Annotated in this window: 16 protein-coding genes and 1 rRNA gene; 14 read left to right on the forward strand and 3 right to left on the reverse strand. The window is 60.2% G+C overall.

Features of this window, described 5'->3' with window-relative positions; genetic code table 11:
• Positions 1-146 precede the first annotated feature (146 nt).
• From rrf to ACQ4MY_RS00035, 7 genes are all read left to right on the forward strand, one after another.
• Positions 147-262, forward strand: a 5S ribosomal RNA gene (gene rrf / locus ACQ4MY_RS00005).
• Positions 263-415: 153 nt separating this feature from the next.
• Entirely contained in the window at positions 416-3,868 is a 3,453-nt protein-coding gene (recC, locus tag ACQ4MY_RS00010; RefSeq protein WP_440093041.1) for an exodeoxyribonuclease V subunit gamma, read from the forward strand.
• The gene (gene recB, locus ACQ4MY_RS00015; RefSeq protein ID WP_440093042.1) at positions 3,865-7,554 is read left to right on the forward strand and encodes an exodeoxyribonuclease V subunit beta; all 3,690 of its coding nucleotides are present in this window, start codon (positions 3,865-3,867) and stop codon (positions 7,552-7,554) included. The genes recC and recB overlap by 4 nt, the downstream gene beginning before the upstream one ends.
• Positions 7,551-9,659: an exodeoxyribonuclease V subunit alpha gene (recD, locus tag ACQ4MY_RS00020; RefSeq protein WP_440093043.1), complete on the forward strand. Its 2,109-nt coding sequence runs from the start codon at positions 7,551-7,553 to the stop codon at positions 9,657-9,659. The genes recB and recD overlap by 4 nt, the downstream gene beginning before the upstream one ends.
• 118 nt (positions 9,660-9,777) lie before the next feature.
• Entirely contained in the window at positions 9,778-10,353 is a 576-nt protein-coding gene (locus ACQ4MY_RS00025) for a YfiR family protein (protein ID WP_008083321.1), read from the forward strand.
• Positions 10,350-11,618: a diguanylate cyclase domain-containing protein gene (locus ACQ4MY_RS00030; protein ID WP_440093045.1), complete on the forward strand. Its 1,269-nt coding sequence runs from the start codon at positions 10,350-10,352 to the stop codon at positions 11,616-11,618. Before ACQ4MY_RS00025 ends, ACQ4MY_RS00030 begins: the two co-directional genes overlap by 4 nt.
• Positions 11,618-12,118, forward strand: coding sequence for an OmpA family protein (locus ACQ4MY_RS00035; protein ID WP_440093046.1), 501 nt, complete (start codon positions 11,618-11,620; stop codon positions 12,116-12,118). Before ACQ4MY_RS00030 ends, ACQ4MY_RS00035 begins: the two co-directional genes overlap by 1 nt.
• On the opposite strand, the gene ACQ4MY_RS00040 is transcribed toward ACQ4MY_RS00035, so the two are convergent.
• Positions 12,115-13,062: a LysR family transcriptional regulator gene (locus ACQ4MY_RS00040; protein WP_440093048.1), complete on the reverse strand. Its 948-nt coding sequence runs from the start codon at positions 13,060-13,062 to the stop codon at positions 12,115-12,117. The genes ACQ4MY_RS00035 and ACQ4MY_RS00040 overlap by 4 nt on opposite strands.
• Positions 13,063-13,211: 149 nt before the next feature.
• Between ACQ4MY_RS00040 and ACQ4MY_RS00045 the strand changes: the two genes are divergently transcribed.
• Together ACQ4MY_RS00045 and mmsB are read left to right on the forward strand one after the other, a co-directional pair.
• Positions 13,212-14,738, forward strand: coding sequence for a CoA-acylating methylmalonate-semialdehyde dehydrogenase (locus ACQ4MY_RS00045; RefSeq protein ID WP_008083340.1), 1,527 nt, complete (start codon positions 13,212-13,214; stop codon positions 14,736-14,738).
• A gap of 9 nt (positions 14,739-14,747) precedes the next feature.
• Positions 14,748-15,635 carry a 3-hydroxyisobutyrate dehydrogenase gene (gene mmsB, locus ACQ4MY_RS00050; RefSeq protein WP_440093051.1) on the forward strand — a complete coding sequence of 296 codons (888 nt, stop codon included), beginning with the start codon at positions 14,748-14,750 and terminating at the stop codon, positions 15,633-15,635.
• Positions 15,636-15,987: 352 nt separating this feature from the next.
• Here mmsB and ACQ4MY_RS00055 read toward each other — a convergent pair whose 3' ends face one another.
• On the reverse strand, positions 15,988-16,332 hold the full coding sequence (locus ACQ4MY_RS00055) for a cupin domain-containing protein (RefSeq protein ID WP_158830155.1): 345 nt from the start codon (positions 16,330-16,332) through the stop codon (positions 15,988-15,990).
• 566 nt (positions 16,333-16,898) lie between these two features.
• On the opposite strand from ACQ4MY_RS00055, the gene ACQ4MY_RS00060 reads away from it, so the two are divergent.
• From ACQ4MY_RS00060 to rfbA, 5 genes are all read left to right on the forward strand, one after another.
• A complete protein-coding gene (locus ACQ4MY_RS00060) occupies positions 16,899-17,870 on the forward strand; it encodes an acyltransferase (RefSeq protein WP_440093054.1) in 972 nt (323 codons plus the stop codon).
• Entirely contained in the window at positions 17,867-19,117 is a 1,251-nt protein-coding gene (locus ACQ4MY_RS00065) for a hypothetical protein (RefSeq protein WP_440093056.1), read from the forward strand. Before ACQ4MY_RS00060 ends, ACQ4MY_RS00065 begins: the two co-directional genes overlap by 4 nt.
• Before the next feature lie 22 nt (positions 19,118-19,139).
• Positions 19,140-21,317: a prenyltransferase/squalene oxidase repeat-containing protein gene (locus ACQ4MY_RS00070; protein WP_440093058.1), complete on the forward strand. Its 2,178-nt coding sequence runs from the start codon at positions 19,140-19,142 to the stop codon at positions 21,315-21,317.
• 64 nt (positions 21,318-21,381) lie between these two features.
• The gene (rfbB, locus tag ACQ4MY_RS00075; protein WP_158830159.1) at positions 21,382-22,464 is read left to right on the forward strand and encodes a dTDP-glucose 4,6-dehydratase; all 1,083 of its coding nucleotides are present in this window, start codon (positions 21,382-21,384) and stop codon (positions 22,462-22,464) included.
• 62 nt (positions 22,465-22,526) lie between these two features.
• Positions 22,527-23,450: a glucose-1-phosphate thymidylyltransferase RfbA gene (gene rfbA / locus ACQ4MY_RS00080; RefSeq protein WP_129388750.1), complete on the forward strand. Its 924-nt coding sequence runs from the start codon at positions 22,527-22,529 to the stop codon at positions 23,448-23,450.
• A gap of 91 nt (positions 23,451-23,541) precedes the next feature.
• Here the strand turns inward: rfbA and ACQ4MY_RS00085 are convergent, their stop codons facing one another.
• On the reverse strand, positions 23,542-24,687 hold the full coding sequence (locus tag ACQ4MY_RS00085) for an LLM class flavin-dependent oxidoreductase (protein WP_440093060.1): 1,146 nt from the start codon (positions 24,685-24,687) through the stop codon (positions 23,542-23,544).
• Positions 24,688-24,713 lie beyond the last annotated feature (26 nt).

Raw genomic sequence — 24,713 nt, forward strand, 5'->3', positions numbered from 1 at the left:
CACCCAAGCAATTTGAGTCGAAAGGCCAGATTGCGGTGTGTGAAGACGAAACGAACCGAAAGTTCGATGTTCACAAACACCGAAAGCTGTCACATACCCAATTTGCTGAAGCGAGGCCATCTGGCCACGACTCAGTACCCGAATTTCTTGACGACCATAGAGCGTTGGAACCACCTGATCCCATCCCGAACTCAGCAGTGAAACGATGCATCGCCGATGGTAGTGTGGGGTTTCCCCATGTGAGAGTAGGTCATCGTCAAGATTAAATTCCGAAACCCCAATTGCGAAAGCAGTTGGGGTTTTGTTTTGCCCGCAGGAAAGTTCTTACAGCATTCACGGACGCCGTCCGGCTGCTACAACCTGCCGACAATGCTAAGGTTCTGCCCTGGCTTTCGTACTTTCCAAGGAATCCTTTATGCCGGGCGCCCAGTCCCTCAACGCTGCATTCATGGTGGTCCAGAGCAATAGCCTGGACGAACTGCGCAGCCTTGTGATCAGCATAATGCGGCGTTATCCACTGGCGCCCCTGGAAAACGAAATAGCCCTCGTGCAAAGCAACGGCATTGCTCAATGGCTGAAATTGGCACTGGCCGAGGACCCCGAAGACGACGACCTCGGTGGCTGCGGTATCGCTGCAGCAATTGATGTGCAGTTGCCCGGCAGTTTCATGTGGCAGCTCTACCGGATGGTTCTGGGTCGTGAAGAGATTCCTGCCAAGTCCCTGCTCGATAAGGCCCCGCTGACCTGGCGTCTGATGCGCCTGCTCCCCCAGGTTATTGATCGCCCTCACTTTGAACCGTTGCAGCGCTTTCTTACCCACGACACTGATTTGCGCAAGCGCTATCAGCTGTCCGAACGTCTCGCAGATCTCTTCGATCAATACCAGGTGTACCGGGCGGACTGGCTTGAAGATTGGGCGGAAGGGCGACACCAGTTGCGCAATGTCAGAGGTGAAATAAAGCCACTGCCTCCGACCAGCTGCTGGCAAGCCGAGCTATGGCGAGCATTGCTGGGGGACGTCGGTGAACAAGGCATGGCGCAGAGCCGTGCCGGCGTCCATCAGCGGTTCATTGAGCGCATCAACAACCTCACCGAGGCGCCGGCGGGCCTGCCCTCGCGAGTCATCGTTTTCGGTATCTCTTCGCTACCAGCCCAGGTACTCGAAGCGCTCGCAGGGCTTGCGCGTTTCAGTCAGGTTCTGCTGTGCGTGCACAACCCTTGCCGTCACCACTGGGCCGATATCGTCGCCGACAAGGATTTGCTGCGTCACCAGTACAAACGGCAATCGCGCAAGAGTGGCATGCCCGTAGTACTCGACCCGGACACGATGCATCAACACGCCCATCCGCTGTTGGCTGCCTGGGGCAAACAAGGTCGCGACTACATCAACCTGCTCGACAGTTATGATGATCCCAACAGCTATCGCGCAGCTTTTCGCGATGGGCGCATCGACCTGTTCAGCGATACTCAGCCGGATAATCTGCTCAATCAACTGCAGAACGACATCCTCGAATTGCGTCCCCTCGATGAGACCCGCGAGCATTGGCCTGCGGTTGATCTGGAACAGGACGATTCGATCCGCTTCCACATTGCTCACAGCGCTCAACGTGAAGTTGAAATCCTCCACGACCAGCTCCTGGCACGCTTCAGCGCCAACCCGGATCTGCGCCCGCGCGATGTCATCGTAATGGTTCCGGACGTCGACAGTTATGCCCCGCACATTCGCGCCGTTTTTGGTCAGCTTGATCGGCATGACCCGCGTTTCATTCCCTTCACACTGGCGGATCAGGGCCAGCGTGGTCGTGATCCCCTGTTGATCGCCGTCGAACACCTGCTCAAATTGCCAGACAGCCGCTTCCCGGTCAGTGAGATCCTCGACCTGCTTGATGTGCCTGCACTGCGTGCCCGTTTCGGTGTGGAAGAGCGCGATCTGCCGACGTTGCACCGCTGGATCGAAGGCGCGGGCGTGCGCTGGGGCATGAACGCCGAGCAACGTGCGGGCCTCGGATTACCTGAGGAGCTGGAGCAGAACAGTTGGCATTTCGGCATGCGCCGTATGCTGTTGGGGTACGCGGTCGGCAGCGCCGATGCCTGCGCAGGTATTGAGCCCTATGACGAAATCGGTGGCCTCGACGCGGCATTGATCGGCCCGCTGGTGGCCTTGCTGGATGCGCTGGAACTCGCTCATCAGCAGCTCACACAACCGACTCAACCCAAGGAGTGGGGTCAGCGCCTGCAAGCGCTGATGCAGTTGTTTTTCAAAGCCAGCAATGAGCACGACGATTATTTGCTGACCCAACTGGAAGAGCTTCGCGAAACCTGGCTGCAGACCTGTGAAGCGGTTGGTCTGGAGGATGCTCTGCCGCTCACCGTTGTACGTGAAGCCTGGCTCGCCGGGCTGGATCAGGGTCGATTGTCTCAGCGCTTTCTGGCCGGTGCCGTGAACTTTTGTACGCTGATGCCCATGCGCGCCATTCCGTTCAAACTGGTCTGTCTGCTGGGGATGAACGATGGTGATTACCCTCGCGCGCAACCGCCGCTGGACTTCGATCTGATGGGCAGCGACTACCGTCCGGGCGACCGCTCCCGACGTGAAGATGACCGTTATCTCTTGCTCGAGGCGCTCCTGTCGGCGCGCCATCAGCTCTACATCAGTTGGGTAGGCCGCAGCATTCGCGACAACAGCGAGCGACCTGCTTCGGTGTTGATCGGCCAGTTGCGCGATCACCTCGCCAGCGGTTGGCGACTGCACGATGAAAGCCAGGACCTGTTGAGCGCAATGACTGAAGAGCATCCGCTGCAACCGTTCAGCGCACGCTATTTTCATGAAGGTGATCAGCTGTTCAGCTACGCCAGTGAATGGCAGGTCTTGCATCAACAGCCTGTGTCACAAACCAGCGGGCAGTTGCTCACACCTTATGTTCAGGAGGAACCGCTGAGCCTTGTTCTGTTGCAAGACTTCCTGCGTAACCCGGTACGGCATTTTTTCACTCAGCGACTCAAAGTTTATTTCGAGGCGGCCGAAGCGCCGCTGGCCGACGAAGAACCTTTCGTGCTGGACGCGTTGCAGCGCTATACGCTCAGCGACAGCCTGCTCGAAGCAGCGCTGCGGCAACCGGATAACATCGATCAGGCGCTCGAAGCTCAGGCCAGGCGTCTGCAAAACAGCGGCTTGCTGCCGATGGCAGGCTTTGGTGAATGCCTGCAACGCGAATTGATAGAACCACTGCCGGACTTGCTGCAGCGCTATCAACAGCTTTTGACGTTGTGGCCGACCCCGCTGACCAGCGCCATCCCGATTAATCTCGAGTTGCAGGGCGTACGTCTTGAAGGCTGGCTCTCAGGCCTGCATCAGCGCGCCGATGGCGGTGTGTTGTCGGTCACGACCATTCCCAACAGTATCGGCTCGATCAAAAGTCGCAAATGGCATCGACTGACCAAGTCCTGGGTCAATCATCTGGTCGCCTGCGCCAGCGGGCTTTCATTGAGCACCGCGCTGGTGGCCAGTGACGATACGCTGCTGCTGGAGCCCATGGCGCCAGACCGATCCGTGAGTTTGCTCGGCGATATGCTTCTCGCCTGGCAGGCGGGCATGCGTCAACCATTGCCAATCGCAGTGAAGACCGCATTTGCCTGGCTGTCGCAGACCGACCCGCTCAAGGCCGAAACCGCTGCCCGTAAAGCCTACGAAGGTGACGGTCAGACCAGCGAAGGCGAGCGCCGCGAAAGCCCGGCGTTGTCCCGACAATATGCCAACTTTGATGCCCTGCTCGAAGACGAGACGTTCACCGGCTGGTGCGACGCTTTGTATCGGCCTTTGTTTGAAGCGCCATGGCGCTCTTTGTCCAGTGAAGGGGCGCGCGCATGAGCAGCAAAACACCGCTCGCCCTAGCCTTCCCGCTGCGTGGCAGCCAGTTGATCGAAGCCAGCGCCGGCACCGGTAAAACCTTCACCATTTCTGCGCTCTATCTGCGGCTGATCCTGGGGCATGGCGGCGAATCGAGCGGGTTCGCCCGTGAATTGTTGCCGCCGCAGATCCTCGTGGTGACGTTCACCGATGCGGCGACCAAAGAACTGCGCGAGCGGATCCGTATACGCCTGGCCGAAGCCGCTCGCTACATGCGTGACGAAATTCCCGCGCCCGACGGTTTGATCGCTGAACTGCGCGATCAATTCGAGCCTCAGCAATGGCCGGGATGCGCCAACCGACTGGATATCGCCGCGCAGTGGATGGATGAGGCCGCCGTCTCGACCATTCACAGTTGGTGTCAGCGCATGCTGCGTGAGCATGCGTTCGACAGTGGCAGTCTGTTTACTCAATCCCTGGAAACCGATCACAGTGATTTGCTGGGCGAGGTGTTGCGCGATTATTGGCGGCTGTTCTGCTATCCGATGCACGGCGATGCGCTGAATTGGGTGCGCAGCAACTGGGGCGGGCCGGCGGCGTTGTTGCCTCGGGTACGCGGGCTGTTTGCCAGCGAACGTGACAGTGATGAAACCAAGTCTCCGGCCGAGCTGATCGAAGAATGTCTGCTGGAGCGTCGCGCGGCGTTGGTCGAGTTGAAAATGCCCTGGCGTCAGTGGGCGGACGAGTTGCTCGCCATCTGTCATCAGGGCGTTGCCAGCAAAACCGTCGACGGTCGCAAGATGCAGGCGCGTTATTTCGAACCGTGGTTCGAGAAGCTCAAGGCCTGGGCTGAAGACGAGACCCTCGAACAACTCGACATCGGCACTGGCTTCAGTCGGCTGACCCCCGACGGCATGGCGGAAGCCTGGAAGGGCCAGGCCCCGAGCCATCCGGGCCTGGATGCCATGCCCGGGCTCAAGTCGAGTCTCGATGCCTTGCCGACGCCCGACGCCGCTGTTTTGCAACACGCCGCCAAATGGGTCGGTGCGCGCTTCGAGGAAGAGAAGCGCCGTCGCGCTGAAATGGGTTTTGACGATATGTTGCTGCGCCTGGATGCGGCGCTGCAATCGGAGGGCGGCGAGCGTCTGGCGACGTTGATCCGCGAGCAGTTCCCGGTCGCGCTGATCGACGAATTCCAGGACACCGACCCGGTGCAGTACCGGATTTTCGAGAGCATCTACCGCATCGAAGACAACAGCCCAGACACCGGCCTGTTCCTGATCGGCGATCCCAAGCAGGCGATCTACGCGTTTCGCGGTGCGGACATCTACACTTACCTGCGCGCGCGTCAGGCCACCACCGGCCGGCTGCATACGCTGGGCACCAACTTCCGCTCCAGCCACGGCATGGTCAAAGCGGTCAATCATGTTTTCGAACGCGCCGAGTCCCGAGAACTGGGGCGCGGTGCGTTTTTGTTCCGGGAAAAAAACGGTGAGAATCCCGTGCCGTTTCAGCCGGTCGACTCACAAGGCCGCAAGGAAAAACTGCAAATTGCCGGACAAGACGTTGCGGCGCTGAACGTCTGGCACTTGTCCTCTGATCAGCCACTCTCCGGCGCTGTCTATCGCCAACAATTGGCCGCAGCCTGCGCCAGTGAAATCACCGCGCTGCTCAACGGCGGACAAACCGCCAGCGCCGGATTCACTCAGGACGGTAAGGACTTCAGAGGGCTGCGGCCATCCGACATCGCGATCCTCGTCCGTGATGGCAAAGAGGCCCAGGCCGTGCGCGGTGAACTCGCCGCGCGCGGTGTACGCAGTGTCTATCTCTCCGACAAGGACTCGGTATTCGCCGCGCAAGAGGCCCACGACCTGCTGGCCTGGCTCAAGGCCTGTGCCGAACCGGATGTCGAGCGCTCGCTGAAAGCCGCACTGGCGTGCATCACCCTCAACCTGCCATTGGTTGAACTGGAGCGGCTGAATCAGGATGAGCGGGTCTGGGAAACCCGGGTCATGCAGTTCCGTGGCTATCGCGAACTGTGGCGCAAACAAGGCGTGTTGCCGATGCTGCGGCGTCTGCTGCATGACTTCCATTTGCCGCAGAGATTGATCGCGCGCACCGACGGTGAACGGGTGCTGACCAACCTTTTGCACCTGTCGGAGTTGATGCAGCAGGCCGCTGCGGAGCTTGATGGTGAGCAGGCGTTGATTCGTCATCTGGCCGAGCTGCTGGCGTTGTCCGGTCAAGCCGGCGAAGAGCAGATCCTGCGCCTGGAAAGTGACGAGCAGCTGGTCAAGGTCGTGACCATTCACAAATCGAAAGGCCTTGAGTACCCGTTGGTCTTCCTGCCCTTCATCTGCTCGGCGAAACCGGTGGACGGCAGTCGTTTGCCGCTGCATTACCACGACGCAGCAGGCAAGGCGCATGTCAGCCTCAAGCCGACGGCCGAGTTGATCGCGCAAGCCGATGACGAGCGCCTGGCTGAAGACCTGCGCCTTTTGTATGTCGCCCTGACCCGCGCGCAGCATGCCTGCTGGTTGGGCGTGACGGATCTCAAGCGAGGCAATAACAACAGCTCGGTGCTGCACCTTTCTGCGCTGGGCTATTTGCTGGGTGGCGGCGCATCGCTGGGTGAATCCAGCGGATTGCAGCGTTGGTTGCAAGACCTGCAACAGGACTGCCCGGCCATCAGCATCGGCGAGATGCCCGCGCCTGCCGACGAGCACTACCAGGCTCCGCGCAATGAGGCCATCCTCAGTGCCACGCTGCTGCCCAAGCGCAGGGCCAGCGAAAACTGGTGGATTGCGTCCTACAGTGCATTGCGCATCAGTGACGTGTTGAGTGTCGGCAGCGATGAAGCCCCGGACAGTCCGCAAGCGCAAAAGCTGTTCGATGACGAACGCCTCGACCCGGATGCGCCGCGAGAAATCATTGCTGGCGGAGCGGACATCCATCGCTTCCCTCGCGGCCCCAATCCGGGAACGTTTCTCCACGGTTTGCTCGAGTGGGCAGGGGATGATGGTTTTGCGGTTTCCCGTGAAGCGCTGGTCGACGCGATTGCCCGTCGCTGCAACCTGCGCGGCTGGGAAGGCTGGATCACGACCCTCAGTGACTGGTTGCAGCATCTGCTCAAATCGCCGTTGCCAGTCGGCAGCGGGCGAGTACCGGTGGTGCTTGAGCAACTCAAGCAATATCGCGTCGAGATGGAATTCTGGTTCGCCAGCCACAAGGTCGATGTGCTCAAACTCGACGAACTCGTGCGCCAGCACACGCACAATGGTGTGGCCCGTGTGGCGGCGGAACCGGTGCAACTGAACGGCATGTTCAAAGGTTTTATCGACCTGACGTTTGAACACGATGGTCGTTATTACGTGGCCGACTACAAATCCAACTGGCTCGGCGTGGACGATCTGGCCTACACCGAGCAAGCCATGGAAAAGTCGATCCTCGATAACCGCTACGACCTGCAATACGTGTTGTACCTGTTGGCGTTGCATCGTCAGTTGAAGGCGCGACTGCCCGACTACGATTACGACCGGCATGTCGGTGGCGCGCTGTACCTGTTCCTGCGTGGCACGCGAGCCGACAGTCGCGGCGTGTATTTCGCCCGGCCGCCGCGCACGTTGATCGAACGCCTGGACCGGATGTTCCAGGGCAAACCTGAACCCAAAGCCGAACCCGCATGGGAACAGGGAGTCCTGCTATGAGCCGTACCTTTGCCGATCTGCTGCCAACGCCTTTGACTGCCGATAGCTTGTCGACGCTATCACCACTGAGCAAAGCCGATGATTTGCTGTTGTTGCTCACGCGTTGGGTCGAGCGTGGCTGGCTGCGGGCACTGGACAAGGCCTTCGTCGCGTTTCTTCACGAACTTGAGCCAGGCACTGATCCGCTAGTACTGCTCGCCGCAGCCCTGACCAGCCACCAACTTGGTCATGGCCACGTCTGCCTGGATCTGTTCGAAACCCTCAAAGCCCCGGATTTCGCACTGTCACTGCCACCCGAAGGCGATGTGCAGGGAGGCGTGTTGTTACTGCCCTCGCAATTGCTTGAAGCGCTTGATGGCGTGCATTGGTGCAAGGCCCTGGCGAGCAGCGATCTGGTCGCGCTGGCGGCCGATACCCGGCCAGCGGCGCAGCAGCGTCCGCTGGTGCTCTGCGGAAAACGCCTGTATCTACGGCGCTATTGGGCCTACGAACGGCGCATCGATACGGCGTTGCGCCAACGTCTCACCCAGGCCGAAGCGACGCCGGCTGATCTGTCGCAACGGCTGAATGAGTTGTTTGGCTCAGCCACGGCGGGTGAAGTCATCGACTGGCAGAAACTCGCCTGCGCCCTCGCCACGCGCGGCGCTTTCAGCATTGTGACGGGCGGTCCGGGCACCGGTAAAACCACCACCGTGGTGCGGTTGCTCGCGTTATTGCAGGCGCCGGCCGTCGAGGCCGGTCAGCCACTGCGCATTCGTCTGGCTGCACCGACAGGCAAGGCCGCTGCGCGGTTGACCGAGTCCATCAGTCAACAGGTGCAGTCGCTGAAAGTCAGTGAAGAGGTGCGGGCGAAAATCCCCTGCGATGTGACCACGGTGCACCGCTTGTTAGGCAGCCGTCCCGGCACCCGGCACTTCCGTCACCATGCGGGCAACCGTTTGCCGCTGGATGTTCTGGTCGTCGACGAAGCTTCGATGATCGACCTGGAGATGATGGCTAACTTGCTTGACGCCTTGCCGCCCCATGCGCGGCTGGTGTTGCTGGGCGACAAGGATCAACTGGCCTCGGTTGAGGCCGGCGCAGTGCTCGGCGATTTGTGCCGTGATGCCGAGAGTGGCTGGTACAGCCCGCAAACACGCCAGTGGCTGGAGTCGGTCAGCGGCGAATCCTTGCAGGACAGTGGTTTGCACGAAGACCTCGATGGTGCGCATCCGCTGGCACAACAAGTAGTGATGCTGCGTCACTCGCGGCGCTTCGGCGAAGGCAGCGGCATCGGTCAGCTGGCGCGGCGGGTCAATCAGCAGCTGCCGGACGAGGCGCGTCAGCTCCTCGCGGCCGGGCACTACGCCGATGTGTTTTCCCTCGCGCTCAAGGGTGAACACGATCATCACCTGGAGCGCTTGCTGCTTGAGGGCCATGGCGACGGCCCGCAAGGCTATCGGCATTATCTGAGCGTGCTGCGCGATCAGCGTCCGCCGCTGGGCAGACCGCTGGAACACCCGGACTGGATCAACTGGGCGCGTGAGGTCTTGCAGGCATTCGATACCTTCCAGTTGCTGTGTGCCGTGCGCAAAGGGCCGTGGGGCGTTGAAGGTTTGAATCAGCGCGTTACCGCCGCATTGCTCAAGGCGCGACTGATCGAAAACGACCAGCAATGGTACGAGGGCCGCCCGGTGCTGATGACCCGCAACGACTACGGCCTGGGCTTGATGAACGGCGATATCGGCATCGCCCTCAAGTTGCCCGAGCGCGAAGGGCCTGACGCTGGCAAAGCGGTGTTGCGTGTGGCTTTTCCGCGAAACGACGGGCAGGGCGGGGTGCGCTTTGTATTGCCGAGCCGGCTCAACGATGTCGAAACCGTCTACGCCATGACCGTGCACAAATCCCAGGGCTCCGAGTTCGCCCACACCGCGCTGATCTTGCCGGACGCCTTGAATCCGGTGCTGACCAAAGAGCTGATCTACACCGGCATCACGCGCGCCAAGCATTGGTTCACCTTGATCGAGCCTCGCGCCGGGGTGTTTGAAGAAGCGGTGTTACGCAAGGTCAAACGCCTGAGCGGCCTGATGCTGGAACTGGAGGAAGGCGTCGAGCCTCAGCAGTGAAAACGCGCGGGGCCGGCGACGATTATTGACCAACCGGTCAGTGGTCGGCGCCTCGCTGGCGTTTAGCCGCTGTGCTATCGTTGCGGCATCATTTCGATAGATCCAAGAGAATCCCTGCATGAAGGTGTCTGTCTGGGCGACAGGGCGCGTAGTTGGCTGCCAACACGCGTTGCTTGGCGCTCTGCTCTGGTTGTTGACGGGCTTAGCCGTCGCGCAATCACAAGCGCCGACAGGCATGGCCGAACAACGTGCCAAATCTGTCACGCAGGTGGTTCTTGGCATCCTCAGCTATGCGCGCTGGCCGGTCGAACCTGCGCAGTTGCGTCTGTGCATCGTCGGCCCCACCGAATACACCGATGACCTGGTCAAAGGCACCACGCAGGCGACCGGTCGCCCGGTCATCGTGCGTCGGCTGTTGGCCGATAACCCGGCCATCGTCAGTGAATGCGATGCGGTGTACATCGGCAAACTCACCTCGGATGAACGCAGTCGCCTGTTCGCCTCGCTGATCGGCCACCCGGTGCTGAGCATCAGCGAAGGCGACGATCAGTGCACGGTCGGCAGTCTGTTCTGCTTGCGCGTGGGCGACGATCAAGTGTCCTTCGAGGTCAATCTCGACTCCGTTGCCCGCAGCGGCGTACGCATTCATCCAAGCGTGCTGCAGTTGTCGCGTCGCAAACCGGCGGCACCATGAGACTCTTTCGATCGAATACCCGCCCAACCCTGGGCTCGGTGCTAGGCCGTGGACATTTGACCGTCGCGCTAATGGCGGTGGCGATGGCCAGTGTTTCGCTGACGCTGTTAGGCGTTCTGGCGTTGCGCGTGTATGCCGATCACAACCTGCACCTGATTGCTCGCTCGATCAGCTACACCGTTGAAGCGGCAGTGGTGTTCAACGACAAGACGGCTGCCACGGAAGCGCTGGAGTTGATCGCGTCCACTGAAGAAGTGGCCGATGCGCAGGTGCTCGATGCACAGGGGCGGTTGCTGGCACGTTGGCAGCGACCAGAGAACGGCCTGTTCTCCGAGCTGGAAATGCTCATCACCCGCGCTTTGCTGGAGCGACCGATCAGCCTGCCGATTGTCCATCAGGATCGGGAAATCGGTCGCGTGCTGCTCATCGGACACGGCGGCAGCCTGATGCGCTTTCTGTTGAGCGGTCTGGCCGGGATTCTGCTCTGCACCGCCATCAGCGCGTGCGTGGCGATTTATCTGGCGCGGCGGCAACTGCGCGAAATCATCGGCCCGCTGCGCAGCCTCGCCACCGTGGCCCACGCTGCTCGCAGCGAACGGGCGCTGGACCGGCGCGTGCCGCCGGCGCAAATCGCTGAGCTGGACAACCTCGGCAACGACTTCAATGCCTTGCTCGACGAACTCGAGTCCTGGCAGAGCCACCTGCAGAGCGAAAACGAAACCCTCGCCCACCAGGCCAGTCACGACAGCCTCACCGGTCTGCCGAACCGCGCTTTTTTTGAGGGGCGACTGATCCGCGCTTTGCGCAGTGGCGGCAAACTCAACGAGCGAGTGGCCGTGCTGTTTCTCGACAGTGACCGTTTCAAAGGCATCAACGATAATTTCGGCCACGCCGCCGGCGATGCCGTGTTGGTGGCCATCGCCAATCGCATTCGCGCGCAATTGCGTGAGGAAGATCTGGTGGCGCGCCTTGGCGGTGACGAGTTTGCCGTGCTGCTGACGCCTTTACACAGGATCGAAGATGCCGAGCGCATTGCCGACAAGATCCTCGCCAGCATGGACATGCCCATCGCGCTGCCGGGGGATAGCAGTGTCGTGACGTCGCTCAGTATCGGCATCGCGGTTTTCCCCGATCATGGCGCCACCCCCGGTGCCCTGCTCAATGCCGCCGATGCGGCGATGTATCAGGCCAAGCGCCTGTCGCGTGGCGCCCAATTCACGGCTGGGTCGGAGCACTTGGTCGATCCCGTTCAAACCAGGAGCTGATGCCCGTGTTCACACTTCCAATCCGATTGTTTTCCGCGCTGTTGTTGATCGCCGCACTGGCCCTGACCGGTTGCCAGACTGCCCCACAAAAAGGCCTGACCCCGGCGCAAGTCGCCGTGCTCAAACAACAGGGCTTCGAGTTGACCGACGAGGGCTGGGAGTTTGGCCTGTCCGGCAAAGTGCTGTTTGGCAGCGACGTTGAAAGCCTGAATGCGCAAAGCACCGAAATCGTCGAACGCATTGGCAAGGCCCTGCTGGGTGTCGGCATCGAGCGCGTGCGGGTCGATGGCCACACCGACGCGTCGGGCAAGGAAACCTACAACCAGCAGTTGTCACTGCGCCGTTCCAAGAGCGTTGCCAATGTGCTCGGCACCGTCGGCATGAAACAGGAGAACATCCAGTTGCAAGGCCTGGGTAGCAGCGAGCCAGTGGCCTCCAACGCCACGGCGGCGGGCCGTACGGAAAACCGTCGGGTGGCGATTGTGGTCAGCGCCGATTAATCGGCGAACTGCATCTCACGGCTTTCGCCCATCAACAGCGCCTGATTACGCTCGGTCACCTCACGGATGTAATCCCACAACAGGGTGATCCGCTTCAACTTCCTCAGATCCTCCCGGCAGTACATCCAGAACTGCCGGGTGATGTTGATTTCCTCCGGCAACACCGGCAGCAAACGCGGATCCTGCGCGGCCAGGAAGCACGGCAGAATCGCCAGTGAACGCCCCTGCTGTGCAGCAACGAATTGCGCGATCACGCTGGTGCTGCGCAAATTTGCGTGGGCACCGGGCAGCACGTTGGCCAGGTAGAGCAGCTCCGAGCTGAACGCCAGATCGTCCACATAACTGATGAATTGATGCTTGCCCAAATCTGCTGGGCGGCGAATCGGTGGGTGTTTGTCGAGATAGTCCTGGGTTGCGTAGAGCTGCAAGCGATAGTCGCAGAGTTTGCAGCAGACGTACGGGCCGTGCTCCGGGCGTTCGAGGGCGATGACGATGTCGGCCTCGCGTTTGGACAGGCTGATGAAGTGCGGCAGCGGCAGGATGTCCACCGAGATCGCCGGGTAGGCATCGACGAAATGGCTCAGTTGCGGGGTGATGAAAAAACTGCCGAAACCTTCGGTGCAGCCCATGCGCACATGCCCGGACAGCGCCACGCCAGAGCCTGAAACCTGCTCGCAGGCCATGTGCAATGTGCTTTCAATCGACTCGGCATAACCGAGCAAACGCTGACCTTCGGCGGTCAGCACGAAACCGCTGGTGCGCGACTTTTCAAACAACAACGTGCCGAGCGCCGCTTCCAGCGAACTGATCCGTCGCGACACCGTGGTGTAGTCGACAGCCAGCCGTTTGGCCGCCGTGCTGGCCTTGCGGGTGCGGGCGACTTCGAGGAAAAACTTGAGGTCGTCCCAGTTCAGCGAACCTAGAGATGTGATGTTTTTTTGCATGATGGACGGGCTTATATGTGCGTTCTTATTAGAAGTTTGCACATCTATACTCCAAAAACAGTCCGACAACCAATTCGTGACACACGCCTCATCTCAAGGCGAACCCTTCGCCTTGGCTCCTACGATAAAAACAAGTTTCGGAGACCAGCATGAACGCATCGCTTACGCCCAACGACACCACGCTGCAAAAGGTCAAACTGCTGATCAATGGTGAGTGGGTCGAATCGCAGACCACCGAGTGGCACGACATCGTCAACCCGGCGACCCAGCAAGTGCTGGCTAAAGTCCCGTTCGCCACTGCCGCTGAAGTCGATGCCGCCGTCAGCGCCGCACAGCGTGCCTTCCAGACCTGGAAACTGACCCCGATCGGCGCGCGCATGCGCATCATGCTCAAGCTGCAAGCGCTGATCCGCGAACACTCCAAACGCATCGCCGTGGTGCTCAGCGCCGAGCAGGGCAAAACCATTGCCGACGCCGAGGGCGATATTTTCCGTGGCCTGGAAGTGGTTGAGCACGCCTGCTCGATCGGCACTCTGCAAATGGGCGAGTTCGCCGAGAACGTCGCCGGCGGCGTTGATACTTACACGCTGCGCCAGCCGATCGGCGTGTGCGCCGGCATCACGCCGTTCAACTTCCCGGCGATGATTCCGCTGTGGATGTTCCCGATGGCCATCGCTTGCGGCAACACCTTCGTCTTGAAGCCTTCGGAACAGGATCCGCTGTCGACCATGCTGCTGGTGGAACTGGCGGTCGAGGCTGGCGTTCCGGCGGGCGTGTTGAACGTGGTGCATGGCGGTAAAGACGTGGTCGATGGCTTGTGCACGCATAAGGACATCAAAGCGGTGTCCTTCGTCGGTTCGACCGCTGTTGGGACTCACGTTTACGATTTGGCCGGTAAGCACGGCAAACGCGTGCAATCGATGATGGGCGCGAAAAACCACGCCGTGGTGCTGGCCGATGCCAATCGCGAACAAGCACTGAATGCCTTGGTCGGCGCCGGTTTCGGTGCGGCCGGACAACGTTGCATGGCCACTTCGGTGGTGGTGCTGGTTGGTGCGGCGAAACAATGGTTGCCGGATCTGAAAGCGCTGGCGCAGAAACTTACCGTCAACGCTGGCAGCGAGCCGGGCACCGACGTTGGCCCGGTCATCTCGAAGAAAGCCAAGGCGCGAATTCTCGAGCTGATCGAAAGCGGCATCAAGGAAGGCGCCAAGCTGGAACTGGACGGTCGTGACATCAAGGTGCCGGGTTACGAGCAAGGTAACTTTGTCGGCCCGACCCTGTTCTCGGGCGTGACCACCGACATGCAGATTTACACCCAGGAAATCTTCGGCCCGGTGCTGGTGGTGCTGGAAGTCGACACCCTTGATCAGGCGATTGCGCTGGTCAACGCCAACCCGTTCGGCAACGGCACCGGCCTGTTCACCCAGAGCGGTGCGGCGGCGCGTAAATTCCAGACGGAAATCGACGTCGGCCAGGTCGGCATCAACATCCCGATTCCAGTACCGGTGCCGTTCTTCAGCTTCACCGGTTCGCGCGGTTCGAAACTTGGAGACCTCGGCCCGTACGGCAAACAAGTGGTGCAGTTCTACACGCAGACCAAAACGGTCACGGCGCGCTGGTTCGATGACGACAGCGTCAATGACGGCGTGAACACCACCATCAACCTGCGCTGAGGAATGGCCATGAAAATCGCATTTATCGGGCTGGGCAACATGGGCGCGCCGATGGCGCGCAACCTGATCAAGGCTGGCCATTCGCTGAACCTGGTCGACCTGAACAAAACCGTGCTGGCGGAACTGGAACAAATGGGTGGCACCATTCGCGCTTCGGCGCGTGAGGCGGCCGAGGATGCCGAGCTGGTGATCACCATGCTGCCGGCGGCCGTGCATGTGCGCAGTGTCTGGCTCGGCGAAGATGGCGTGCTGGCCGGCATCGGCAAAGGCGTGCCGGCGGTGGATTGCAGCACGATTGATCCGCAGACGGCGCGCGATGTCGCCGCCGCTGCCGCCAAGCACGGCGTGACCGTGGCCGATGCGCCGGTGTCCGGTGGCACCGGTGGCGCGACCGCCGGGACGTTGACCTTCATGGTCGGCGCCACCCCGGAACTGTTTGCCACCCTGCAACCGGTGTTGGCGCAGATGGGCCGCAACATCGTGCATTGCGGTGACGTCGGCACCGGGCAGATCGCCAAGATCTGCAACAACCTGCTGCTGGGGATTTCGATGGTCGGTGTCAGTGAAGCGATGGCGCTGGGCGATGCGCTGGGGATTGATACCTCGGTGCTGGCCGGGATCATCAACAGTTCGACCGGGCGCTGCTGGAGTTCGGAGATGTACAACCCGTGGCCAGGCATCGTCGAAACGGCGCCGGCCTCGCGTGGTTATACTGGTGGTTTTGGTGCGGAGCTGATGCTCAAGGATCTGGGCCTGGCAACGGAAGCGGCGCGTCAGGCGCACCAGCCAGTGGTGCTCGGCGCGGTGGCGCAGCAGTTGTATCAGGCGATGAGTCAGCGAGGGGAAGGCGGGAAAGACTTCTCGGCGATTATCAACAGCTACCGGAAACCGCAGTAACTCTTCAAAAACCTGAGGTGAAAGGGCTTTTTGTGGCGAGGGGATTTATCCCCGTTGGGGGGCGTAGCAGCCCCCTACAGTGTGTCAGGTAAACCGAGTGCTCAGGTTTTGCGACTGCTGCGCAGCCGAGCGGGGCGGTGCGACGTTTCGCTGAATCCCCTCGCCACAGGGTTCCTGTTTCCACAGGGATCATTGGGGTGTGGTTAAGAAATTTGCAGTAGGTGTTGCCGGGACATCACGTCGGGTGATCTCCCGGCTTTTTTGTGCCAAAAAAAAGATCGCAGCCTGCGGCAGCTCCTACAGAAACACATTCCCATGTAGGCGCTGCCGCAGGCTGCGATCTTTTGCTTTATCAGGCAAACACGAAATACTTGCGCACGGTCTCGACCACTTCCCACGTCCCCGTCATCCCCGGCTCAATCACAAAGATGTCGCCAGCGCGCAGGTGGATCGGCGCCATGCCGTCCGGGGTGATCACGCAGTAGCCTTCCTGGAAATGGCAGTACTCCCACTTCACGTATTCGACGCGCCACTTGCCCGGTGTGCAGATCCAGGTGCCCATGATCTTGCTGCCGTCTTCGCTGGTGTAGGCGTTGAGGTTGACGGTGTGCGGGTCGCCTTCGAGTTTTTCCCATTTGCAGGCGTCGAGTACCGGCAGCGGGTGGGTGTCGCGCAGAACGGTGATAGGGGCGGACATGGTGGCTCCAGACAAATGACGAGTTGAATCATCACCCTAACGTCTGGTGAAGCAGCCCAGATGTCTGGGGTCGACCTCGGGATGCTTAGGAGCGCTGAGCGGAAATTTCTCATAACGCCGGGGATTTGCACCAATGCTGTGCATATATGACGAATTTAATACAGTCTTGCCCCATAAAAGTTCAATAAATTTTTAGACTAAAACGAGATAACCATTCGGACACCTATTGCAAAAGAAAATCGTCTGTACTATAACATTCGTACTAAAGGACATTCCCACCCTGATGGAGTTACACCTGAGTCACGGACAGACTTGAGCTCGCTTTTTCTCGGACCGACAACAGACTTGGCCATTGGCCAAGTGTGAACTTTCACCTGTCGTTAATGAATAACGATAATTGAATGGAACAGTCAGTTAATAAGTGGCGCAGGCGCAATGCCATGCGTGCTTTGAGATAAGCATTTAAATAAATCGTTAATGATTGATCTGCATTGATTGACGGCGTGCGCGGTATTTCTGCGCGCAAAAAATCACTTGTGCTCGGCATCATGGAATGAGGCTAGATTGTGGACGACGTAAATGTAATTGAAGTTTCAACCTCCGTTGACAGTTGCAGTGTGCTCGGCCGGCATGTGTGGGTGCGAGCAGGCACTCGTCTGCAAAATGTTCAGGTGGCGGATGACTGTTTTATCGGTTTTCGCTGCGATGTGCAGTTTGCCTCGATCGGTCAATCCAGCATGTTGGCCACGGGTGTGCAATGCAGCGGCACCGCGCAGGCACCGATCCGCATCGCCGACAATGTCTGGCTCGGCGCCAAGGTCGCCGTCAACGCAGGTGTCAGTATTGGTGCTGGCGCAGTGATCGCCGCCGGTGCCCTGGTGACGGCAGATGTACCGGCCGACGCCATCATGGTTGGGCGCCCGGCGCGCTTCATCGGCTTCCGTTCGGTGGTCGAGGATGGTCGCCCGAGCCCCCGGCAGGTGTTGGCGAAAGTGCGGGAAAGGGTCCGTTCCGGCTTGCCTTCGATGCTTGATCGCTCAACGCAGTCGGTCTCCCGGCTCAAATCGCTGAACCCCGACACCGCGACCTGGGAAATCAGCGACGAAGCTTTGATCGACGCGGAATTACGCGGTGGTGCGTCGGTGGAAATCGCCCGCGATTGCATTCTGATCGGGCGCAGCAGCCGTCAGGGCGGGATGTCGCAACTGGGCGGCATCGAACTCGGCACGGGTGTCCGGCTCGGCGAAGGTGTGGTCATCGAAGCCGCTGGCGGCGTGTCGATTGGCGTGTTCAGCGAAGTGGCGGACAACGTCACGATTGTGGCTTCAACTCACGACCATTCATTCCGCTCGCTGCCTTGGGAAGAAGCCCCGGTGCGGATTGGAAGTCGTTGCGTGATTGGTGAAGGCGCGCTCTTGGTAGGTCCACTGAATGTCGGTGATGGTGCAGTTATAAAGCCCCACTCAGTGGTTATAAGGGATGTATTGGAAAACACTGTGGTTCATGGCGTTGTTCAACTAATGGAGATTCAAGAATGATTTTATTTGCCCCCAATCCAACCGGTTCCGGTCATAACATGCGTGCGCTGTCGATCGCTCAGGCGATTAAAAAGCAGTGTCCGGCCATGCCCCTGACCGTGGCGCTGGCTTCGTTGCAGCCGACGTTTACACCGTTGTTTGAAAAGTCCGGTGTCGAGGTGGTGGATATTGCCGGTCGTTTGGTCGATTACTCGAAAAAGAGCAACTTGTCGAAAGAACTCGACTGGGCCAATTATATCGGCGGTTATATCGCCAATACCTTCTTGTCGGGTGAGCGAATTCTCTCTTATCTGGCGCTGATCGCCGAATACAAACCGACCGTACTGGTTTCGGACTACAACATGGCGGCCTGTCTGGCGGCGATTTTCAGCGGTACGCCGCTAGTGTTCGTCACCGAACGCTATGACTTCACCCTGTGTCAGCTGGAAGACCATGACCTGGCCGACGGCGGCTTCGAGGTCAATGCGTTGGAAATGGCCCGGGCCCGCACCGCACTGCACAGCCAGTTCAACTGGATGATCAACCAGAGCCAATTGGTACTGACCGACAAGCCGTACGTGGCTTCTCTGGATCAGGCCACGCCGGTCGCCGAAGCGCTGCTCAGCGGCAAGGCGCACTTTGTCGGGCCGATGATTCGCGACATCAATGTGCAGAGCGGCCTGAACGTGCGCGAGCAACTGAACCTTGGCGATTCGCCGTTCATTGTCGCGTCGATCAGCGGCACCACCATGTTTGCGCAAAACAAGGATGCGTTGCTCGCCGCGTATCTGGACAGCTTCAAGGTCCTGCGCGAACGCAATCCGGATCTCAAACTGGTGTTGCTCGGCCGTCAGGATATCGCCGCCCAGGACGGTGTGGTGTGCGTGCCTTACTACCCCGACTGGATGGGCCTGTTGCGCGAAGCCAGCCTGCTGATTTCGGCGCCGGGCTGGATCACCGTCACGGAAATTGCCGCCCTGCACGTTCCGACCCTGTTTGTGCTGCCGTCCAAGTCCGAGTACCACGAGCTTGAAGCCCTGCGTCGTCTGGAGCTGCTCGGTTTCCCGACACACCTGGGGCACGATCGCGACCGCCTCGTCGAACTGGTGCAAAGCGAGCTGGAGAAAGACACCCAGTCGGCGGCGTACTACGCGCCCCATCAACAGGTCGCTGCACCGGACGGCGAAGGCGCGGCCCGTGCTGCAACGCGCATCATCGAATTGTGCAACGGCGCTGTTGTGCCATTGACCGAAAGCAAAGCGGCTTAACCTCAAGGAAGAGGGATTCACCATGGCGCTGCATCCGCAGTTTCTATTTGATCAAGGTCTCAAGGACATCGAGTTCGGTGGTTTTTTTGCCGTCACCGATGCCAGTGGGCAGGTCGCGATTTCCAGCGACAAGCAGTTGCAGGATCAGATCGACGCAACGCTGTATCAGGCCGAACACGGCGATGACGCACAACTGCGTTTTGCCCATGCCGGGCTGATGCGTCTGCACGATGCTCTGAATGCAGGTTTTCACGAACTTGCCGATCGCTACTGGACGCCGCATGGCTCCGGTCGCTGCAGAACCCTGGCGCTGCAACTGGATGCGCTGGCGGCATTGATCGCCTATCAACGGCGGGTGCCGGAAGACGTCACCAACCGCGCGGCGATTGCCGGTCTGCTGGAGCAGGTTGAAGCGCTTTATGCCCGGTCTACCGTCGCTGGCGTGTACAGCAGCGACTGGTCGACGCCGCTGGAACTGGCGACCTCGATCGACCTCGACATCAGCGCCACGGCACTGCTGGCGCACATCGGTAACGAGCCTTTGGGCCTCGGTTTGCTCGGGCATTTGCAGGTGCACGCCGAAAACCTGATCGCCCGGGTGGCTGGCAGCGACAGCGAGTCGTGCGTTGATATTGAGTTGAGCCGTTGCGCGGTGCGAGCACACGTCAGCCTGGTGCTGGCGCGTCTGGCCAACGTGCGTGACGACAACGCGTTGTCGAACCTGGCGCGCTCGTTTGTGCTGCAAACGTTGGCGCTGTTCCGCGATCCGGCTTACGGCGGCTACTGGGACCGGGTCGGCATCAACGGCAAGGTCCGCTGCGACTGGCACACCTCCTACAAACGTCATGAGTCGCCATTTCCGATCAAGACAGCGTACGACGTGGCGTTGCTGTTGCAGGCGATCCAGGCGTTGCCGGGCGGTGCGAGCGAGAGTGACCGGGCCTCGGTGACGGCTGCGTTGCTGGAGTTTCACGACACCCGCAACGGTGGGCTGTTCATGGGCAAAGGCTATTTCTGGTCGACGCCCGATGACCCGACTGTGCCGTTCATTCGTCAGTTCTGGGCGCCGCCGCGTCAGCCAGGGATTTTCAGCATCGGCAACCTGACGTACTTGCCGTTGCATTTGAAGAGTCTGAAAACCCAACTGGCCGCGGCGCATGCCTTGCAGTCCATCGCGCCGGTAACGATTACGCCGGCACACGACGACGCCGAGCGGGTGAGCCGCGAACTGGAGGTCATCGATGGGCAGGGCGACGTGCAGGACATTCATCCGCGCGGCGTACCGTCGATCAATGTCGATCTGCAGCGTTATCTCGCGTGGCTGGCCAAGGCCCGGGCGTCGACTCAGACCCCTTACGGGCTGACTGCCGAAACCACGCCGCTGGGCTTTCGCGCCGACAAGACCTGGCAGGTGTTTTCCGGCCTGCATGTGATTTGCGACCTGCACGCACTGGGCCTGCCAATCGAAAACAAGGCGAGCCTGATCGATTGCATCCAGGCCTCGCAAAATATCGACGGCGGTTTTGCCGAACAGCCGGGGCACTTGAGTGATGTCTTTGCCACGTACTGCGCGGTGTTGTCGTTGCGTGTGCTGGGTGCCTTGCCGGGCGATATCGAGGGTTGTGTGCGCTACCTGCAAGCGTGCCAGAACAGCGATGGCGGGTTCGGCGACGTGGCGGGTTTCGGCTCCGATATCTGGCACACCAACCTTGCGGTGCTGTCGCTGCACGCGCTGGGCGCCAAGGCCGTGGATGAGCAAGCGGTAATGGCGTTCGCCTTGCGTTGCCGTTCGGCCGACGGCGGATTCGGCAACAAGCCGGGTTATCCACCGGATGCGTTTTCGGTGTACCGCGTGGTGTCCACGCTGTTCATTCTCGACCGCCGCCTCGTCGATGCGCGGCAGACCGTGGAGTGGCTGCAGAGCCTGCAATTGGCCAATGGCTCGTTCCACTATCGGCCGGGCAAAGCGGTCAGTCTGGTCGGCACGTATATGGCGATTGCGGCGATGTACCTGCTCGATGCGCAGCCGACACATTTACAGGCGTCGAAAGACTGGATCGCCTCTCACCAGAAACAGGACGGTGGTTTCGGCCCGCTCAACTCGACCTCGGCGACCACCGACGAAAGCTTCGTCTGCATCCAGACGCTGCTGATTCTTGAGCAAGGCCTGTCGCAATACTGGGTGGCATTGCTGAACTGACCCGCCCCTGAAGGCGGGCAGCATCGAAGGACTGTGAATCATCATTTTGCCAGGGGAGGCGCTGATGAAAATTTTAGTGACAGGGGGCGCGGGCTTTATCGGCTCGGCAGTGGTGCGGTTTTTGCTCAATGAAACCGAGTGCGAAGTGATCAATGTCGACAAACTGACCTACGCCGGCAATCTGGAGTCGCTGGCTGAAATCGCGGACTCGCCGCGTTACCGTTTCTGCCAGGTGGACATCTGCGACAAGCCGGCGCTGGACGAACTCTTCGCGCGTCTGCAACCGGACGCGGTGATGCATCTGGCGGCCGAATCCCATGTGGATCGTTCGATCGATGGCCCTCAAGCCTTCATCGAAACCAACATCGTCGGCACTTACACCCTGCTCGAAGCCGCGCGCGGCTATTGGAACCGTCTGGACGCTGCGCGTCAGCAGGCGTTCCGTTTCCACCATATTTCCACCGACGAGGTGTACGGCGATCTGGAGCCTGAAGATCCGGCGTTTACCGAAACCACCGCCTATGCGCCCAGCTCACCTTACTCGGCGACCAAGGCCGGTTCGGATCATCTGGTGCGCGCCTGGCATCGCACGTTCGGGCTGCCGGTGGTGATGAGCAATTGCTCGAACAATTACGGGCCGTACCACTTCCCGGAAAAACTCATTCCGCACGTCATTCTCAATGCACTGCAAGGCAAGCCGCTGCCGGTGTACGGCGACGGTGCGCAGATCCGCGACTGGCTGTTTGTCGAAGATCACGCCCGGGCGCTTTACGCGGTGGTCAGCAACGGTGAAGTGGGGCAGACCTACAACATCGGTGGTCACAACGAAAAAACCAACCTTGAAGTGGTGCACACCGTGTGCGATCTGCTTGAGGCGCGGGGTGCGCAGAAACCGGCCGGGGTCGCGCATTTCCGCGACCTGATCACCTTCGTCAAGGATCGTCCGGGCCACGACAAACGTTATGCCGTCGATGCCGGCAAGATCCACGCGCAGTTGGGCTGGACGCCGCAGGAAACCTTCGACAGCGGCATGAAAAAAACCGTCGACTGGTACCTCGACAATCGCGCCTGGTGGATTCGTGTGATCTCCGGCGCCTACGCCCTCGAACGTCTCGGCGACCAGTTGCAAGAAGCCCACGTGGCTTGACATCACCCCCCGTCAATGACGCCGGTTGGCGTCAGTCATCTATTGCTGAAAAGGAAACAGGCATGGCCAAGTACAAGGGAATTCTGTTGGCGGGCGGCGCTGGCTCGCGGTTGCATCCAATCACTTTGGGCGTCTCCAAGCAGTCGCTGCCGGTGTATGACAAACCGATGATCTACTACCCGTTGTCGGTGCTGATGCTGGCGGAAATTCGCGAGATCCTCATCATCTCCACTCCCGAAGATCTGCCGGGCTTCCAGCGCATGCTCGGTGACGGCAGCCAATTGGGCCTGAGCCTGAGTTACGCCGTGCAACCGAGCCCGGACGGCCTGGCCCAGGCGTTCATCATCGGTCGCGAATTTGTCGGCGACGACAACGTCTGCCTGGTGCTCGGCGACAATATTTTCTACGGCGCCGGCTTCGGTGAAACGCTGTTGCAGGCTGCGACCCGCGAAGAGGGCGCGACCGTGTTCGGCTACTACGTGGCAGATCCGGAACGCTTTGGCGTGGTGGAATTCGACGCCAACGGCAAGGCCCTGAGCATCTGTGAAAAACCGAGCGAGCCGAAGTCCAACTTCGCCGTTACCGGCCTGTATTTCTACGACAACGAAGTGCTGCGCATTGCCGCCGAGATCCAGCCGTCGCCGCGCGGCGAACTGGAAATTACCGACGTCAACAATGTTTACCTGCAACGCGGACAGTTGAACGTTTCGGTGATGGGCCGCGGCATGGCCTGGCTGGATACGGGGACTCACGACGCGTTGATGGAAGCGGGCAATTTTGTCCAGGCCATCGAGAAACGTCAGGGCCTGAAAATCGCTTGCCTGGAAGAGATTGCCTACAACAAGGGCTGGATCGATGACGCGCAGTTGCTGGTGCTGGCGGGCAGCATGAGCAAGACCGGTTACGGTCAGTATCTGGCACGACTGATCAACGATGACGTGCTGACGGTGCTGGATGCCCAGCGTTCGCTGAAGGGCGCGGCCTGATTGTCCGGGCATTTCAGTGCGCGGGCCAAGCGCTCGGCAGGGTCAACACCCCGCACGAGCGCACTGGCGAGCAAGCTCGCTCTCTGCGGTTTTAGTGGCCGGTTACGCTGTCCGCTTGTGGCGTTTTAGCGTTCGGGTGTGAGTCGGCTGGCGGCATCTGCAGCGATTGCAGATGTGCCAGGCGATTGGCGTGGGTCGGTGCTTCGGCGGCCAGCGGCGAGCGGCGTTTGCGGGTTTCTTCACGCAGCACCGGCAGCACTTCCTTGCCGAACATGTCGAGCTGTTCCAGCACGGTTTTCAACGGAATGCCGCCATGGTCGAACAGGAAGAGCTGGCGCTGATAGTCGCCGAAGTACTCGCGGAAGGTCAGCGTCTTGTCGATGATTTCCTGCGGGCTGCCAACGGCCAGCGGGGTCATCTCCATGAACTCTTCCAGGGATGGACCGTGGCCATACACCGGCGCGTTGTCGAAGTAGGGACGGAACTCGCGGCGGGCATCCTGGGAATTGCGGCGCATGAAAATGTGCCCGCCAAGGCCGACGATGGCTTGCTCCGGCGTGCCATGGCCGTAATGGGCAAAACGCGCCCGATAGAATTCGACCAGGGCCATGAAATGCTCGCGCGGCCAGAGGATGTGGCTGGCGAAAAAGCCGTCACCGTAATACGCCGCTTGTTCAGCGATTTCCGGGGTGCGGATCGAGCCATGCCAGACGAAGGGCGGCAGGTCGTCCAGCGGCCGGGGAATGGAGGTGAAGTTGTTCAACGGGGTACGAAAACGACCGCTCCAGTTGATGTCTTCTTCGCGCCAGAGCCGATGCAGCAGGCGATAGTTTTCCATTGCCAGCGGCAGCCCGTCGGTGATGTTTTTGCCGAACCACGGATAGACCGGTGCGGTGTTGCCGCGCCCGAGCATCAAGTCCATGCGCCCGCCGCAGAGGTTTTGCAGCAGCGAATATTCTTCGGCCAGGCGCACCGGGTCGTTGGTGCTGATGAGCGTGGTGGACGTCGACAGAATGATGCGTCGGGTTTTCGCGGCGATGTAGGCCAGCAGCGTGGTGGGAGAGGAGGTGATGAATGGAGGATTGTGATGCTCGCCGGTAGCGAACACATCCAGCCCGATGTCTTCGGCTTTCTGCGCAATTTGCAGGGTGGCCTGGATGCGTTCCGATTCGCTGGGGGTACGGGCGTTGGTAGGGTCTTGTGTGACGTCGCCAACGGTGTAGATCCCGAATTGCATAAAGCCTCCTTGCCTTGGGTAAAGGG

This window comes from Pseudomonas sp. SM4 (assembly GCF_051913165.1).
Lineage (GTDB): Bacteria > Pseudomonadota > Gammaproteobacteria > Pseudomonadales > Pseudomonadaceae > Aquipseudomonas.